The following is a 15,795-nucleotide window of genomic DNA, read 5'->3' as shown; positions in this document are numbered from 1 at the left end:
ACCCGCACCTCCTTCGGACGTCGGTGCTCCGCGGTCGGTCGGGAACGCTGTCGCGGGCCGGGCGGCGGCCGCCTCAGATCACCCCCGTGATGGCGCGCTGGGCGTCCAGGACGGCGCAGTACGCCGTCTCGGTGGCCGCGGCGACCCGCCCCCAGCCGTACCTGCGGAGCACGCGACGGCGCCCCGCCGCGCCGCACGCCTTCCGTGCGTCGGGGTCGGCGAGCAGCTCGCCGACGGCCCGGGCGAGGGCGTCCGGGTCGCGGGGCGGCACCAGCCGCCCGGTGCTCGGGTCCGCGACCGTGTCCAGCTGGCCGCCCACCGCGCTGGCCACGACCGGCCTGCCGCACGCCATCGCCTCCAGCGGCACGATGCCGAACGGTTCGTAGTCCCCGGGGCACACCACCACATCGGCGCCGCGCAGCAGTGCGGGCACCTCGTGGCTCGGCACCCCGCCGATGAAGCGGACCCGGCCGGCGACCTGGGCCTCCGCGGCGATATGACGCAGCCGGCCTACCTCCGGATCCTCGTCGAGCCGGTCCGCCGGAGGCCCGCCGACGACGAGGAGCTCGGTGTCGGGGAGCAGGGCCAGAGCGGCGATGGAGACCGCCGTGCCCTTGCGGGGAACGAGGCGGCCCAGCTGGAGTAGCCGATGCCGGGCGGTCCCGGGCGCAAGGGCCGGACCGCGCGGGGTGAACCGTGTGGTGTCGACCCCGCACGGCACCACGTCGACCTTGCCGCTGGGGATGCCCATGCGGCCCAGTTCGACGACCTCGTCCCGGCAGGTGGCGATGACACGGTCGCAGCCCAGGCCCACCGTCGTCTCGTGGGCGATGCGCTGCGGGGGACTGGTGTCCGCGAGCTGCTGATGGCGTCGCTTCACGGTTCCGAGCGCGTGGTAGGTGTGCAGCAGGGGAAGTCCCAGTCCGCGCACGGCCCGCAGGGAGGCGAGCCCGGACATCCAGAAGTGGGAATGCACCACGTCGGGGGGCCGCACCCGCCACGTCCTGGCGAGGTGGTGCCCGAACTCCTCCATGTGGGGAAGGAGTTCGTCCTTCGGCAGCGGCTCGGGCGGACCCGCCGGGACATGGTGCACCTCGACCCCCTCGCACAACGCCACCCGGTCCGGCAGATCCGGGTCGTCGCGGCGGGTGTAGACGGTCACCCGGTGGCCCCGCTCGGCGAGGGCGCCGGCGAGATGGGCGACGTGGACGTTCTGCCCGCCGGCGTCCACCCCGCCCAGCATGGCGAGCGGACTGGCGTGTTCCGAGACGAGTGCGACGGAAAGGCAGCCGGGACCCTCCGGGGCGAAGGCGCCGGTGCCGAGGGAGCGGATGGAGGAGGTCATGAGCGGACCTCCGCCATCACGCGCTCCCAGTCGGCGAGGAAACGCTTGAGCCCGTACCGTCCCAGGGCCGCCTGGCGCGCGCGGGCGCCGTCGGCCGCCGCGGCTTCCGGTTCGTGCAGATAGTGCCGGGCGGCGCGGGCCAGGACGTCGGGGCGGGTGGACAGCGTGCCGGCACCGTGTGGGACCGCCTCGACCACCTCCGTGGTGGCGAGCGCCACCACGGGCATGCCGAGCTGCATGGCCTCCAGGAGCGACAGACCGAGGGACGTCCAGCGCACCGGGTGGAGATAGAACCGGCGCTCCGCCATGGCCCGGTGCAGCTCCGCCTGGGGCAGGTCGGCACTTCGGCACCGCTCCTCGGGCAGGCCGAGAAAGGTGGCCAGGCCTTCGGTGCCCATGCCGAAGACGTCCAGCGCGGCCGCCTCGGCCAGCGCGGGCAGCAGGTCCGTGCCGGTGTGACGGCCGCGTCGCACCGGCTCGTTGACGACGACGGCCCCGCGGGCCAGCCGGCCGGTGTACTGGTGGCCCGGGTCGACGATGCCGTGTTCGATCACCTCGGTGCGCGTGCCACCGGAGTCCCAGAACAGCCGGTTGAAATGGGTGACGTGAACAAGGGTCAGGTCCGACCGGTCCGCGAAGGGGTGCCTGGTGTCGGGGACGTCTCCCCCCGGGGCGTTGTGCTCGAGGTAGACGGCGGGTACGTCACGGCCCGGACGGCGGCCGCCGAGCCAGCGCTCGGCGAGTTCCTGCTCGTGCGGCCGTTGCAGCAGGACCAGATCCACCTCCGTGTCCCGCAGTTCCTCCGGCGTCACCTCCCGCGCCGAGGCGGGCCAGGAGAACGTGCGGGCCCGCCCGCGCCCGTCCGGATCGCGGCCTGGTGTCACGGGAACGAGGTAGGTGTGGGGGCCCTGGACGAACGCCGTCGTCCAGGAACCGTGCACATGCCACAGCAGGATGTTCATACGGTCGCTCCTCGTTCCGTTTCGGAGCCGCCGCCGGGGCCGGGCACGTCCCCCGGCTCCCGCGGCGTCTCCGTGTCGGGATTCGCCCCGTTCTTCTTCCTCGGTGTCCGGTCCCCGGGGGCTGTTCCGCTCGGCTGGTCCTCCCCCAGCGCGGCCACGGCGGCCAGCACCTCGGCGTCGCTCACCCCGTCGAGACAGGGGTGACCCGGCACGGGACACCGACGTGCCCTGGTGCCCGCGCACTCCGCCGTCTGGTCCCCGAGCAGCACATACGGCACTCCGTACGGGCCCCACCGCTCGGCGGGTACGACCGGTGCGAACGCCGAGACCACCGGTGTCCCGACCGCGGCGGCCAGATGCGCGGGGCCGGTGTTGCCGACCACCACGACCCGTGCCCCGGCCAGGACTCCCGCGAGGTGCCGCAGGTCGGTGGCGCCACCGAGGTCCAGGCCGTGGTCTCCCGCCACCTTGGCGGTCAGGTCCCGCTCCCCGGGGCCGCCCGTGACCACGACCCGGTGGCCCTCGGCGGCGAGGGCGGCCGTGACCCGGGCCGCGCGCTCGGCGCTCCACGCCCGGGCCGGTACCGCGGCCCCGGGGTGCATCACCACATAGGGCCCGGAACCCGTCAGATGCCTGGTGTCCGGCGGAGTCTTCACGCGCAGCGCCCCGTCGTCGCCCGGCGGCAGCGCGAACCCGGCGTCCTGGGCCAGGTCCAGCGCGGCCAGCGCCTCGTGCCGGTGCGCCGGCCGGCGGTGCCGCAGATCCAGCAGGGCGCCCGGGTAGTCCTCGCTGTCGGCACCTGTCCAGCCGACTCCGGCCAGCTTGAGCAGCAGCGCGATCGGCAGCGGGCTCTGGTGGTAGGAGACCAGCACCAGCGCCCGGTCGAAGCGGCCGGCCGTCAGTGTCTGGAGAACCCGGCGTGTCGCCGCGGGGGTAACCGGCGGTGGTTCGAGGCCCACCCACGGGGCGTCGTAGACCAGCACCTCGTCCACGCCCGGGAGCAGCGTCCCCGCCTGGGCTCCGCGCGGCCCGCACAGCAGCGCGGTGTAGGCGGAACCGGCCGCGACGGCGCGTACCGCGGGCCCGGCCAGCAGCACGTCCCCGGCGCTGTCCAGGCGGACCACCAGGGTGCGGGGGAGCACACGGCGGCGCGTCATCGTGTCTCCCCTCCGGCCGGGCGGAAGCGGTCGAGGCCGCTCCCGGCGGCGCCGCTGCCTCCGGCCTCGCCGCGGCCTCCGGTCCCGCCGAAACCCGCAGTTCCGCTCGGGCCTGGGGTCGTGCTCGGTCCTGTGGTCCCCGTCGGTCCTGTGGTCCCCGTCGGTCCTGTGGTCCCGTTCGGGCCTGTGGTCCCGTTCGGGCCTGTGGTTTCGCTCGGGCCCATGGCTCCGCTCAGGCCTGTGGTCGTGCTCAGGCCCGTGGCCCCGCCCGGCGAGGCACCCGCCCTGAGCGCCGCCCCCCGAACGGGTCCCGGACCCGAAGCCAGGACGAGCCGCACCGCCGCGAGCAGATCGCCGGCCGTCTCGTCGGCGGCCTCGACCTCCCCGGGGAGGGTCACGGGGGTCGGGACCAGCACCCCACGGGCGCCCGCCGAGCGTGCGGCCGCCATATCGGCGCCGATGTCCCCGATGACGACGGTGTCCTCCACCGCGACACCGAGGCGTGCACACGCGGCCGTCACCAGGCCGGGAGCGGGCTTGCGGCAGGCGCAGCCGTCGTCGGGCCCGTGCGGGCAGACGGCCCAGACGTCGAAGGGGCCGAGCAGGTGCTCCACCCGCAGGCGCACCGCCTCCACCTCGTGGCGGGTGAGCAGCCCCCGGGCCACGCCCGACTGGTTGCTCACGACCCCGACCGGGATGCCGCGCGCCCGTACGGCGTCCACGGCCTGCCGCGCCCTGGGCATGGGCTCGACCCGCGCCGGGTCGCCGTTGTAGGGCACATCACGGACGAGCGTGCCGTCGCGGTCGAAGAGCACCGCCGCCGGGCGGTCGCCCGCAGGGGCGGGAGCGGGCCGCGGCCCGCCGTACAGCCAGGGCACGGAAGCCGGACGCGGGAGCGCCGTCGAGTGCCGGGCCGGGAACCAGGGTCCGGTCATGGGCGCACCCGCTCCCGGGCCGGTCGGCGCGGATCCCGCGGCGGCGCACCCGCCTCGTAGACGGCGAGCGGGGAGGTGTGCCGGTGCACGATGTGCCCGCGCAGCCAGTGCCAGACGGCGGCCGGCGGGATCGCCACGCTGGTCAGCGTCATGGTGGTGACCTCGTTGCGAGTGCGCGGTCCAGCAGCGATCCGCGACAGGGCGAACTCGGCGGTGCCGGCCAGCCATGCCGCCGCACACATCGTGGCGGCCCGCGGCCGGCCGAGGACGGCGCAGCAGAGCGTCGCGGCGGCCGCCGCGGTCACGGCGAGGTGCCCGGGCAGACGCCCGCGCGGTGCGCCGGCCCGCCTCCACCAGCGGGCGCCGTGCAGCCGCGTCATGAGCACGTCGTCCGCGTTGCCCGCCTGGAGGCGTACCGAGACCCAGCGGTCGGCGGGGCGCACAGGATGCGTCGTGCCGCGCGCCCCCGCGCTCACCGTCCAGCCGGCGCCGATGACCCGCAGGGCCAGGTCCGCGTCCTCCCGGAAGGCGCGCCGGAACCGCTCGTCGAAGCCGCCCACGGCCTCCAGCGCCCCGCGCCGGTAGGCCATGTCGGCGGTGATCCAGCGGGCGTCCGCGAGCCCGGCGGTGTTGCGCTCCCAGTCGGTCGGCCGCCGGTCCGGTGGAAGCGGCACGTCGATACGCGCGGTGATCGCGGCCGTGTCCACCGTCGCCTCGGCCAGATCCAGGGCGAGGTCGTCGGCCCAGGTGGGGCCGGGAACCACGTCGTCGTCGAGGAAGACGATCCAGGGCACGTCACCGGCGGCCCGCCACCCGTCGTTGCGGGCCGCCGCCGGTCCCCGGGCACGCCCCCGCACGACGGTGGTGACCCCGCGCAGAGGCGCGGGCACGTCGACGGTGAGCGGTGCGCCGCCGGTCTCGGGGCGGTCGTCGACGAGGACCACCCGCAGCGGCTTCGGGCCCCCGGACTCCGCCAGCGCCCGCAGACAGGCGCCCAGGCTCGGCCGGCCGAGCGTCGGTATCACCACCGCGTACGTGTCGTCGGTGTGGTCGGGGCGCACCGCCCCGCTCGCAGGCTCGCTCATCACACGTCCCCCTCGCCGTTGCCGCGGAAAAGGTCGCCCCGCCGGACCGCGTAGGGGCCGATGGCGAGGAGGTCGACGGGGGAGGAGCCGAAGCACTCCAGCGCGTCGCGTGGATCGTCCACCATGGGGCGACCCGCCGTGTTCAGGCTCGTGTTGACCACCACCGGCAGCCCCGTCAGCCGCTCGAACTCGGCGAGCATCCGGGCCAGCAGGGGCTCTGCGGCCGGGTCCACGGTCTGGATGCGGGCCGTCCCGTCGACGTGCACCACGGCCGGGATGCGGTCCCGCCATGCCTCGGCCACGTCGTGGACGAACAGCATGTAGGGGCTGGGCAGCGGTCCGTCGAAGATCTCGGCGGCGCGGGCGGCCCTCACCATGGGCGCGACCGGCCGGAACTGCTCCCGGCCCTTGACGTCGTTGAGCCGTTCGAGATTGCCCGCGTGGCCCGGGTGGGCCAGCAGCGAGCGGTGTCCGAGCGCCCGGGGACCGTACTCGGACCGGCCCTGGAACCAGGCGACGATCCCGTTGTCCGCGAGGGCCCGGGCCACGGTGGCGGCGATGTCCGGCGGGCGTTCGAACGGTACGGCGGCCGTCTTCAGCCATGCCCCCAGCTCCGCGTCCGACCAGTCCCGGCCCAGATCGGCGCCTGTCATGGGCTCCGGTGCGTCGCCCTGGCCGGCCGCCAGCAGCAGCGCGCCGCCCAGGGCGGTCCCGGCGTCACCGGCGGCCGGCTGCACCCACACCCGGCTGAAGGGCCCCTCACGGGCGATCCTCGAGTTGGCGACGCAGTTCAGGGCCACGCCCCCGGCGAGCGTGAGCACACTGTGGTGGGTCTTCCCGTGCAGCCAGCGCACCAGGTCCAGCAGCGTCTCCTCCAGCACCGCCTGGGCGCCGGCGGCCACATCCGCGTGGTCCTGGGTCCACGGCTCCTCGGGGCCGCGCGGCGGGCACAGTTCGTGCCAGGGCACCGCGGTGGCCCGGAACCCTCCGTCGCCCGTGGGGTACACATGACGGCGCAGCTCCGGCAGCAGGCGCCGCCTGCCATGCGAGGCGAGGGCCATCACCTTGAACTCGTCGGAGGAGCGCAGGAACCCCAGGTGGTCGGTGAGCTCCTCGTAGACCAGCCCCAGCGAATGGGGCAGCTCCTGCGCGTACAGGGGCTCGAGCCGGTCACCGACGCGGCGGGCGGCGAGATGGGACGCGCGCTCCCCGCGGCCGTCCAGGACCAGCACGGAGGAGTCCTCGGCGCCCGGCGCGGCGAACGCACCGGACGCGGCATGGGCCATGTGGTGCGGTACGAAGCGGACGACGGCGGGATCGAGGCCCGTAAGCGCCGCCGCGAGGAAGCGGGGCGCCTCGCGGGCGTAGGTCTGCCGGAGAGGGTCCCAGGGGTCGTCGAGTCCCATCGCCTCGGCGCTCCGGGCCAGGCGCGGGTCGTAGGAGTAGGCCACGGCGTCGAGGTCCTGGGGGCGCAGTCCGGCCCGTCGCAGGCACCACGCGGCGGCCCGCTCCGGGAGCTCCCAGGCGGAGAAGGGCACCGGCCGCTTTCCGTGCTTGCGCCGCGAGAACCGCTCCTCCTCGGCGGCGGCGACGGTCCGGCCGTCGATCACCAGGGCGGCGGCGGGGTCGTGGAAGAGGGCGTTGACTCCGAGGATGCGCATAGGGGAATCCCAGGTCTTTCGGCGATACGGTGAGCCGGTGCGGGAATCGGATGTCGCGGGTGTCGGCGCGTCGCGGCGGCGGTGCGGAGCCCCGGGCTGAGCCGGGGGAGTCCCATGGAGAGCCCGCGGGCGGACGCTCGCCCGGGTCAGCGACCGGCGCCGGCACGGAACCAGCCGATCGTGCGACGCAGGCCCTCCTCGGCCGGTACCTCGGGTTCCCAGCCGAGCTTGTCGCGGGCCAGCGTGATGTCCGGGCAGCGGACGGCCGGGTCGTCCGTCGGCCGTTCGACGAAGCGGATCTCCGACCGCGAGCCGGTCAGCTCGATGACGAGGCGGGCGAGGTCGAGCATGGTGATCTCGGTGGGGTTGCCGATGTTGACCGGGCCGCGCATGCCGTGCGCCGCCGCCGCGAGGATGCCGCGCACGGTGTCGTCGACGTAGCACAGCGACCGGGTCTGCCGTCCGTCGCCGGTGACGGTGAGGGGATCGCCGTCGAGGGCCTGCCGCACGAAGGTCGGGACGGCCCGGCCGTCGTGGCCGCGCATCCGCGGGCCGTAGGTGTTGAACAGCCGCACGATGCCGGTATCGGTGCCCTTGGCCTCGGCGTGGGCGGTGGTCAGGGCCTCACCGAACCGCTTGGCCTCGTCGTAGACGCTCCGCGGGCCGACCGGGTTCACATGGCCCCAATAGCGCTCGTCCTGGGGATTCTGCTGGGGGTCGCCGTAGACCTCGGACGTCGAGGCGAGGAGGAAACGGGCTCCGCTGCGCCGGGCGAGTTCCAGCGCGTGGCGCGTCCCGAGGCTCCCGGTCTCCATGGTGTGCAGAGGCAGCCGCAGATAGTCGGCGGGGGACGCCGGGGAGGCGAAGTGCAGGACGAGGTCGGGTGGCCGATCGATGGCCAGCCCCTCCGCCACATTTGCCTGCACCAGGGTGAAGCCCGGGCGGTCGAGCAAAGGGGACACGTTCTCCCTTCGCCCGGTGCTGAAGTCGTCCACACATGTCACGGCCGCGCCCGAGTCCAGCAGCGCGGCGCACAGGTGCGAACCGACGAATCCCGCCCCGCCGGTGACGACGGCGTGTTCCCAGTTCCGTGCCGAAGCGGTGACCATGCACATCTCCTCGCTCTGCGGCGACCGTGCGTCGGACCCCTGCTGCTGCCGGCGCCGGATCGCTGGTGTCCGGGAAGGCTGTCGAGTACCCCGATCAGCGTCCGTCGCCCGGGCGACGGAGGCTCGGTGATGTACGGCATCCGGGTGATTCACGCAGGGTGACCGTGTGCTCGCGCGAGGCCGTACCGGCCGGGATGCCCTCAGGGGCCGGATCCGCCAAGACATGGGGACGGAGTTTCACGCCGGCCGACTCGTTCCTGCCCGTCTCGGGCGCCCGTCGCGCCCCGTCCGGCGCCCCTACGACGTCACGGGCGGCGTATGGCTCAGCCTGTCACCGGCGTCCTGCGACCCTCCCCGGATGCTCGGCACCACATGGCTCAACCGCACCACACCCCACACGATGAGCCCGACCCCCAGGGCCTCCGGCAGAACCCACCAGCCGGTGCGGATCCGCTCGTCGAAGAGCGTGATGCCGAGCAGCAGGCTCACCGTGGCGTCCCCGATGGTCAGGGCCGGCTGGGAGGCCGCGAGCCAGCCCGCCTGGAGCGCGTTCTCCAGCAGCAGGATGGCGCAGACACCGGTCACCGCGAAGCCGTAGGTCTGCCAGGCGGCGAGGAACGCGGGCAGACCGGCCGTGTCGAACGTTCCGGTCGCCGACTTGAGCAACGCGGCGGTCAGGGCGTTGCCGATGGCCGAGGCCGCGGCCAGTACGGCGGCACGGAACAGCGGCGGGCGCCCGGGGCGGGCCAGGGCGACCGCCGCCGCCATGCTGCCCAGGCAGACCGCCAGGGCCGGGAACCAGCGGACCATGGGTGCCTGGTCCTGGACGCCGGAGGGGGCGGCGGCGCCGAGCACCAGCGCGAGGCCGGTCACCACGCAGGCGATCGCCCACCAGCCCGGGTTCGGCAGGCGCCGGCGCATGAGGCGGGCGGCGATCAGCAGGGCGAACGGCAGTTCCAGCACGAACAGCGGCTGTACCAGCGCCATCGGGCCGTTCACCAGGGCGAGCGCCTGGAACAGCGCTGCGCCGACGACTCCGCCGATGCCGAGCAGCCAGGCGGGCCGGTGGGCGAGCTCGAGCATCAGCCGCAGGCCGCCGCCACGGGAGACCGTGGACGCCGCCTTGCGCTGAAAGGCGGTGCCCATCGCGTTGCTGGCTGCTCCGGTGACCGCGAACAGCGCTGCGAGGACGATCACCTCTCCAGCATGCCCCGGTGCGCCGGGCCCGGCCTCTGGGCTGGTTGACCCGGCCTCCGGGCCGGTTCGGCGAGCCCGCGCACGAGCAGGGCCCTGCGGCGCCGCATGAGAACGTCAGGGCGGGGATACCCGTCGGGGCATGACACGGCAGCCGAAGCGGGGATACCAGGAACACGAGGCGGCTCACGACCGCGAACCGGCCGGGACGGACCGGGCGAGGGAGCCGGGCCCGGAGTCCACGGCCGCGCGGCCCGGCCCCGCCCCGGAGGTCGAACGCAGGGCGCCGGACACGCCCACCGAGCTGTCCGGACGGTCGTGGCGGGCGGTGCTCAAGGGCACGCTGCGCGAGTTCCGCAACGACGAGCTGACCGACCGGGCCGCGGCCCTCACCTATTACGGAGTGCTGTCGCTCTTCCCGGCCCTGCTGGTCCTCGTGTCCCTGCTGGGCACCGCGGGCAGATCCACGACCGACACGGTGCTGAGCAACCTCAGGCAGTTCGCCCCCGGCTCGGCCCGGGACATCATCACGCGGGCCGTGCACCACCTCCAGGGCCACAGCGCCACCGGGTCCGTGATGGCGATCGTCGGCCTCGCCCTCGCGGTGTGGTCGGCGTCCGGCTATATCGCCGCGTTCATCCGCGCCGCCAACGCCGTCTATGACATACCCGAGGGCCGGCCGTTGTGGAAGGTGCTCCCCATCCGCGTCGCCGTCACCGTGGTGCTCCTGGTGCTGGCCGTGATCAGCGCGCTGATCGTGGTCTTCACCGGCGGTCTGGCCCGCCAGGCCGGCAGGGCGCTGGGCATCGGGCACACGGCGCTCACGGTGTGGTCCATCGCCAAGTGGCCCGTTCTCGCCGTACTGGTGACGATCATGATCGCGATCCTGTACTGGGCCGCGCCGAACGCCAGGATCCCCGGCTTCCGCTGGGTCAGCCCGGGCAGTGTTCTGGCGCTCGTGATCTGGCTGGCCGCGTCCGGTGGGTTCGCGGTCTACGTCACCAACTTCGCCGCCTACAACAAGGCCTACGGCACCATGGCCGGCGTCATCGTCTTCCTGGTCTGGCTGTGGATCGGCAATCTGGCGATCCTGCTGGGCCTGGAGTTCGACGCCGAGACGGCGCGGCAGCGGGCGATCGCCGGCGGCCTTCCGCCCGACCAGGAGCCGTACACCGAGCCGCGCGACACCCGCGCGTGGGACGAGGAGGACCGACGCCGCCTGGAGTGAGGGACCCGGTTGGCCCCGGGCGAGGTGCGAGGAACCCGGGCCGGGCCGAAGCCGTCCGTCACAGAGTCGCCGCGTGGTCGGGCACATAGGTCTGGAGATCGCGCGGCGGACGCTCGTAGCCGGTCGACGCCGGCCGCTCCGGCAGTTCGAGCACCTGCGGCGAGACCTCGTGGTACGGCACGGAGGCCAGCAGATGGGCGATCATATTGAGCCGGGCCCGGCGCTTGTCGTCGCTCTCGACGACGTACCACGGGGCCTCGGAGATGTCCGTGTGCACCATCATCTCGTCCTTGGCCCGCGAGTACGCCTCCCAGTGGGTGATCGACTCCAGGTCCATCGGTGAGAGCTTCCAGCGCCGTACGGGATCCTCCAGCCGGCGGCGGAAGCGCTCCTGCTGGACCGTGTCGCTCACCGAGAACCAGTACTTGCGCAACAGGATCCCGTCCTCCACCAGCATCCGCTCGAAGATCGGGCACTGGCGAAGGAAGAGCTGGTGCTCCTCCTTCGTGCAGAACCCCATGACGTGCTCGACGCCGGCCCGGTTGTACCAGCTGCGGTCGAACAGCACGATCTCCCCGGCTGCCGGCAGATGCCCGACATACCGCTGGAAGTACCACTGGGTGCGCTCGCGCTCGGTCGGCTTGGGCAGAGCCGCGATCCGCGCCACCCGGGGGTTGAGGTGTTCGGTGACCCGTTTGATGGTGCCGCCCTTGCCGGCCGCGTCACGTCCCTCGAAGACCACGACCAGCCGGGCGCCCGCGGCCCGCACCCACTCCTGGAGCTTCACCAGCTCCGTCTGGAGCCGCAGCAGTTCCTTCTCATAGGTCTTGCGCGGCAGTGTCGCCGTCCCGTTGCCGGCCATGGCGCCTCCCGAGGTCGATGACGTGCGTCCCTCCCCGCCCGGCCGCGGTCCGAGCCGGGCGTGCCGCGCATCAGGACGCCACCGTACTGACCGCCACCGCGGCCCGCACGCGCGCTCTCGCCGCCGGCCGGCCGGCCCCGCGTGGCACACGGCGCCCGCGCGGCAGCGGCGTCGCCTCGCGGCACCGTGGGCCACGCCCGCGGGAGACGCGGCGCCCACGTGACCGGCGTCCCCCGACGGCACCGCGTGGCACAGTGGCGGTATGTGCGGCCGTTATGTCTCCAGCCGCGGTCCCCAGGAACTGGCCCGGCTCTTCCACGTCACCGACTGGCGCCCCGAGGAGGCCGTGGCACCGAGCTGGAACATCGCCCCGACCGACGAGGTCTGGGCCGTTCTGGAGCGGGCCCCGCGCACCGCGGACGACGCGGCGCCGGTGCGGCGGCAACTGCGCCCGCTGCGCTGGGGACTGGTGCCGCCCTGGGCCAAGGATCTGAGGACCGGCGCCCGGATGATCAACGCACGGATGGAGACCGTGCACGAGAAACCCGCCTTCCGCCGTGCCTTCGTCAGACACCGCTGCCTGCTTCCGGCCGACGGGTTCTACGAGTGGCAGGAGACACGGGCCATGGACACGGGCAGGACCCGCAAGCAGCCGTACTTCGTCCACCCCGAGGACGACCGGGTCATGGCGCTCGCCGGGCTCTACGCCTACTGGCGCGACCCGGCCGTCGAGCACGACGACGACCCCGCCGCATGGCTGACGACCTGCACCATCATCACCACCGAGGCCACCGACGCGGCCGGCCGGATCCACCCCCGCATGCCACTGGCCATCGCCCCGGACCACTACGACGCCTGGCTCGACCCCCACCACCAGGACCCCGACGGCCTGCGCGCCCTGCTCGTCCCGCCCGCGGACGGCCACCTCGATGCCCGCCCTGTCTCTACGGCGGTCAACGATGTGCACAACGACGGCCCTCGTCTCCTGGACGAGGCCGCGCCCTGACCGCCCGCGCCACGACTCCGGGGACGGACGATGACAACGGGACACGGCGCGTGCCGGGCGACCTGGTGGCCGACGGGGCCCGGCAGGGCGCGGGCGAAGCCGCGGTGCCCGCCATCAGGGCCTCCGCCCTGTCCGAGACCTGGACCAGGACCACCGAGCCGCCGATCAGCGCCGCGTACCGAACGGCCCAGCGCGGTGCCTCGAAGGAGGAGGACGATCCGCCGACCCCCACGACGACACGCGCGATGGCGGGAATCGCCTCCCTCGCCGTCCCGCCTCTCGCAGGTACGCGGTCGCGGCCGTCTTCCCCCCACGCTGCGAGACGGACGGGCCGACCGCCGGGAGGCGCGCCCGGGGACCGTGACGCGGCGAGCCCCGGGCCGAGCCGCGCACGGAGGGCCTCTCCGGCGGTCGCGGCCATGGCCACCCGGGATCACCAGTGCTACAAAGGGTCCATGGCGGACCGTTTCGCCCGGTTTCGACGCGTGTCGCCGCGGTCACTGATAGGCAAGAGCCCGCGAAGCGTCGCCGGGCAGGTCTTCGTTCTGCAGGTGGCGCTGGTCGTGCTGCTCGTGGCCTGCGCCGTGTTCGCCCTTGTGCTGCAGTCGGAGCGGGACACCAGCGCCGAGGCCAAGCGCCGTTCGGTGGCCGTGGCCGAGGCGTTCGCCCATTCCCCGGGCCTGCTCGCCGCGCTGCAGACACCCGATCCGTCCAAGGTGCTCCAGCCGCTGACCGAGGCCGCGCGCAAGGACGCCGGCGTCGACTTCATCGTGGTCATGGACACGAAGGGCATCCGCTATACCCACCCCCTGCCGAGCAAGATCGGCAAGCGGTTCGTGGGCACGATCGGGCCCTCGCTGGCGGGCAAGGTCTACACCGAGAGCGTGCACGGCCCACTCGGGCACGAGGTCCAGGCCATCGTTCCCGTGGAGAACCCCGCCGGAAGGGTGGTGGCCCTGGTCTCCGCGGGCCTGAAGGTCAAGAACGTGGTCAGCGAGGTGGACCGCCAGCTGCCGATCATCTTCGGTGCCGGGGCCGGGGCACTCGCGCTGGCCACCGGCGGGACGGCACTGATGGGCAGACGGCTGCAACGCCAGACCCACCGTCTGGCCCCGGACGAGATGACCCGGATGTACGAACACCATGACGCGGTGCTGCACTCCGTACGCGAGGGAGTCCTCATCCTCGGTGACGACGGACGGCTGCTGCTGGCGAACGATGAGGCCCGGCGGCTGCTGGAGCTGCCCCCGGACGCCGAGGGACGGTATGTGTCGGACCTGTCGGGCCTCGACCAGGAGACGGTGGCGCTGCTCGCCTCCGGCCGGGAGGCCACCGATGAGGTCCACTTCGCCGGCGAGCGGCTCCTGGCGGTCAACCAGCGGCCCACGGACCGGGGCGGAGGCCCCAAGGGGACCGTGGTCACGCTGCGCGACACGACCGAGCTCCAGGCGCTGTCCGGCAGGGCGGAGGTAGCACGTGAGCGGCTGAAGCTGCTGTACGACGCCGGGCTGCGTGTCGGCACCACCCTGGACGTGGTCCGCACCGCCGACGAGCTGGCCCGGGTCGCCGTTCCCCGCTTCGCCGACTTCGTCACCGTGGATCTCGCCGACGCCGTCCTGCACGGCGAGGAGCCGGCCGGCACGGCGACGGACATGCGGCGGGTCGCCGTGGCCGGCATACGCGACGACCATCCGCTGTACGAGAAGGGCCGGCTGATCGACTTCCTGCCCTCCACACCCCAGGCACGGGGCTATGGCACCGGCCGCTCGGTGCTGGTGACGGATCTGGCCACCGCCCGCGGCTGGCATGCGCAGGACCCCAAACGGACCAAGGACATCCTGGACTACGGCATACACTCCCTCATCGCCGCCCCGATCGCCGCCCGCGGCGTCGTGCTCGGCATGGCCAACTTCTGGCGTTCCAAGCAGCACGACGCGTTCGACGACGAGGAGCTGTCGCTGGCGGAGGAGCTGGTGGCCCGTGCCGCGGTCACCATCGACAACGCCCGCCGCTACACCCGCGAGCACGCCCTCGCGGTCACGCTCCAGCGCAGCCTGCTGCCACGGGCCCTGCCCGAGCAGACCGCCCTCGACGTCGGTTACCGCTACCTTCCCGCCCAGTCCGGGGTGAGCGGCGACTGGTTCGACGTGATCCCCCTGTCGGGCAGCCGGGTGGCACTGGCCGTGGGCGATGTGGTCGGCCATGGCCTGCATGCGGCCGCCACGATGGGCCGGCTGCGCACCGCGGTGCACAACTTCTCCACCCTCGACCTGCCGCCCGACGAACTGCTCAGTCACCTCGACGATCTGGTCGGGCGCATCGACCAGGACGAGGCGGGCACGGAGAGCGCCGCGGGCGTGGTGGGCGCCACCTGCCTGTACGCGATCTACGATCCCGTGACGCGCCGCTGTGTGATGGCGCGCGCGGGCCATCTGGCGCCCGCGCTGGTCCACCCCGACGGCAGCGTCACCTTCGCCGAACTGCCGGCCGGCCCGCCGCTCGGCCTCGGTGGCATGCCGTTCCAGACGGCCGAGCTGGATGTGGCGGAGGGCACCCAGCTCGTCCTCTACACCGACGGTCTCATCGAGGACCGCACCCGGGACCTGGACGTGGGCATGGAACTGCTGCGCGAGGCACTGGCCGGCCACCCCGGCCGGCCGCCGGAGGAAAGCTGCCAGGCCGTCCTGGACGAACTGCTGCCCGATCGGCCCAAGGACGACGTGGCGCTGCTCATCGCCCGCACCCAGCCGCTGCCGCCCGACCGGGTCGCCGACTGGGACGTGCCGCTCGACCCGGCCGCCGTCGCGCGGATGCGCGAGGCCGTGTCCCGCAAGCTCGACGAGTGGGGCCTGTCGGAGCTCGCCTTCATCATGGAACTCGTCCTGAGCGAGTTGATCACCAACGCGATCCGTCACGGCTCCGAGCCGATCCACGTACGACTGATCTACGACCGCACGCTGATCTGCGAGGTGGCCGACGGCAGCAGCACCTCACCGCATCTGCGGTATGCCGCGACCACCGACGAGGGAGGCCGGGGCCTGTTCCTGGTCTCGCAGATGACCGAGCGCTGGGGCACCCGGTACACGCCGCAGGGCAAGGTGATCTGGGCCGAGCAGGCACTGCCGTCCGCCGGCGGGCACGGTGCAGTCCCCGCCGGGGCCCTCGGCGACCTGGCGTTCGACGACGAGGAGTTCGGTGATGAGGACACGTCCCAGGCGCCGGGCTCCCGGGACGAGGCGTAGGCGCACCCG

At 73.7% G+C, this 15,795-nt stretch carries 12 protein-coding genes and 1 pseudogene; 3 read left to right on the top strand and 10 right to left on the bottom strand.

The annotated features are described in order from the left end of the window. Positions 1–73 precede the first annotated feature (73 nt). From ACIP94_RS19190 to ACIP94_RS19155, 8 genes are all read right to left on the bottom strand, one after another. Positions 74–1,345: a glycosyltransferase gene (locus tag ACIP94_RS19190; protein WP_402426536.1), complete on the bottom strand. Its 1,272-nt coding sequence runs from the start codon at positions 1,343–1,345 to the stop codon at positions 74–76. After that, the gene (locus tag ACIP94_RS19185) at positions 1,342–2,307 is read right to left on the bottom strand and encodes a glycosyltransferase (protein WP_402426535.1); all 966 of its coding nucleotides are present in this window, start codon (positions 2,305–2,307) and stop codon (positions 1,342–1,344) included. The genes ACIP94_RS19190 and ACIP94_RS19185 overlap by 4 nt, the downstream gene beginning before the upstream one ends. After that, complete coding sequence (locus ACIP94_RS19180) at positions 2,304–3,464, bottom strand: glycosyltransferase family 9 protein (protein WP_402426533.1); 1,161 nt, start codon at positions 3,462–3,464, stop codon at positions 2,304–2,306. Before ACIP94_RS19180 ends, ACIP94_RS19185 begins: the two co-directional genes overlap by 4 nt. Next, entirely contained in the window at positions 3,461–4,399 is a 939-nt protein-coding gene (locus ACIP94_RS19175; RefSeq protein WP_402426531.1) for a D-glycero-alpha-D-manno-heptose-1,7-bisphosphate 7-phosphatase, read from the bottom strand. The genes ACIP94_RS19180 and ACIP94_RS19175 overlap by 4 nt, the downstream gene beginning before the upstream one ends. Further along, positions 4,396–5,484 (bottom strand): glycosyltransferase family 2 protein, encoded by a 1,089-nt coding sequence (locus ACIP94_RS19170; RefSeq protein ID WP_402426529.1) that lies wholly within the window; start codon positions 5,482–5,484, stop codon positions 4,396–4,398. Before ACIP94_RS19170 ends, ACIP94_RS19175 begins: the two co-directional genes overlap by 4 nt. Continuing rightward, positions 5,484–7,145 carry a carbamoyltransferase gene (locus tag ACIP94_RS19165; RefSeq protein WP_402426527.1) on the bottom strand — a complete coding sequence of 554 codons (1,662 nt, stop codon included), beginning with the start codon at positions 7,143–7,145 and terminating at the stop codon, positions 5,484–5,486. The genes ACIP94_RS19170 and ACIP94_RS19165 overlap by 1 nt, the downstream gene beginning before the upstream one ends. A gap of 146 nt (positions 7,146–7,291) precedes the next feature. Then, a complete protein-coding gene (locus ACIP94_RS19160; protein ID WP_402426525.1) occupies positions 7,292–8,254 on the bottom strand; it encodes an NAD-dependent epimerase/dehydratase family protein in 963 nt (320 codons plus the stop codon). Positions 8,255–8,551: 297 nt separating this feature from the next. Next, positions 8,552–9,451, bottom strand: a complete 900-nt coding sequence (locus ACIP94_RS19155; RefSeq protein ID WP_402426523.1) for a DMT family transporter — start codon at positions 9,449–9,451, stop codon at positions 8,552–8,554. Positions 9,452–9,590: 139 nt separating this feature from the next. Here ACIP94_RS19155 and ACIP94_RS19150 point away from each other — a divergent pair, with 139 nt between their 5' ends. Beyond that, positions 9,591–10,676, top strand: coding sequence for a YihY/virulence factor BrkB family protein (locus ACIP94_RS19150; RefSeq protein WP_402426521.1), 1,086 nt, complete (start codon positions 9,591–9,593; stop codon positions 10,674–10,676). A gap of 58 nt (positions 10,677–10,734) precedes the next feature. Here ACIP94_RS19150 and ppk2 read toward each other — a convergent pair whose 3' ends face one another. Beyond that, positions 10,735–11,538, bottom strand: a complete 804-nt coding sequence (ppk2, locus tag ACIP94_RS19145; protein WP_402426519.1) for a polyphosphate kinase 2 — start codon at positions 11,536–11,538, stop codon at positions 10,735–10,737. A 262-nt stretch (positions 11,539–11,800) separates the two neighbouring features. On the opposite strand from ppk2, the gene ACIP94_RS19140 reads away from it, so the two are divergent. Further along, positions 11,801–12,544: an SOS response-associated peptidase gene (locus ACIP94_RS19140; protein ID WP_402426517.1), complete on the top strand. Its 744-nt coding sequence runs from the start codon at positions 11,801–11,803 to the stop codon at positions 12,542–12,544. A gap of 170 nt (positions 12,545–12,714) precedes the next feature. Here the strand turns inward: ACIP94_RS19140 and ACIP94_RS19135 are convergent. Continuing rightward, positions 12,715–12,965: pseudogene (locus ACIP94_RS19135) on the bottom strand (hypothetical protein); the annotation flags it as partial. Positions 12,966–12,999: 34 nt separating this feature from the next. Between ACIP94_RS19135 and ACIP94_RS19130 the strand changes: the two are divergent. Then, the gene (locus tag ACIP94_RS19130) at positions 13,000–15,786 is read left to right on the top strand and encodes a SpoIIE family protein phosphatase (protein WP_402426515.1); all 2,787 of its coding nucleotides are present in this window, start codon (positions 13,000–13,002) and stop codon (positions 15,784–15,786) included. The last annotated feature ends 9 nt before the right edge of the window (positions 15,787–15,795 follow it).

Source organism: Streptomyces sp. NPDC093261, from assembly GCF_044753645.1.
In the GTDB taxonomy this organism is placed as follows: domain Bacteria; phylum Actinomycetota; class Actinomycetes; order Streptomycetales; family Streptomycetaceae; genus Streptomyces.
The sequence above is the reverse complement of the archived record's forward strand: the minus strand, read 5'-3'. Positions and strand labels throughout refer to the sequence as shown.

Bases quoted from the DNA above. Each gene is read 5' to 3' on its own strand.
- ACIP94_RS19175 (WP_402426531.1), bottom strand. From the start codon at position 4,399: ATGACCGGACCCTGGTTCCCGGCCCGGCACTCGACGGCGCTCCCGCGT.
- ACIP94_RS19185 (WP_402426535.1), bottom strand. From the start codon at position 2,307: ATGAACATCCTGCTGTGGCATGTGCACGGTTCCTGGACGACGGCGTTC.
- ACIP94_RS19130 (WP_402426515.1), top strand. From the start codon at position 13,000: ATGGCGGACCGTTTCGCCCGGTTTCGACGCGTGTCGCCGCGGTCACTG.
- ACIP94_RS19165 (WP_402426527.1), bottom strand. From the start codon at position 7,145: ATGCGCATCCTCGGAGTCAACGCCCTCTTCCACGACCCCGCCGCCGCC.
- ACIP94_RS19140 (WP_402426517.1), top strand. From the start codon at position 11,801: ATGTGCGGCCGTTATGTCTCCAGCCGCGGTCCCCAGGAACTGGCCCGG.
- ACIP94_RS19150 (WP_402426521.1), top strand. From the start codon at position 9,591: ATGACACGGCAGCCGAAGCGGGGATACCAGGAACACGAGGCGGCTCAC.
- ppk2 (WP_402426519.1), bottom strand. From the start codon at position 11,538: ATGGCCGGCAACGGGACGGCGACACTGCCGCGCAAGACCTATGAGAAG.
- ACIP94_RS19190 (WP_402426536.1), bottom strand. From the start codon at position 1,345: ATGACCTCCTCCATCCGCTCCCTCGGCACCGGCGCCTTCGCCCCGGAG.
- ACIP94_RS19160 (WP_402426525.1), bottom strand. From the start codon at position 8,254: ATGGTCACCGCTTCGGCACGGAACTGGGAACACGCCGTCGTCACCGGC.
- ACIP94_RS19180 (WP_402426533.1), bottom strand. From the start codon at position 3,464: ATGACGCGCCGCCGTGTGCTCCCCCGCACCCTGGTGGTCCGCCTGGAC.
- ACIP94_RS19170 (WP_402426529.1), bottom strand. From the start codon at position 5,484: ATGAGCGAGCCTGCGAGCGGGGCGGTGCGCCCCGACCACACCGACGAC.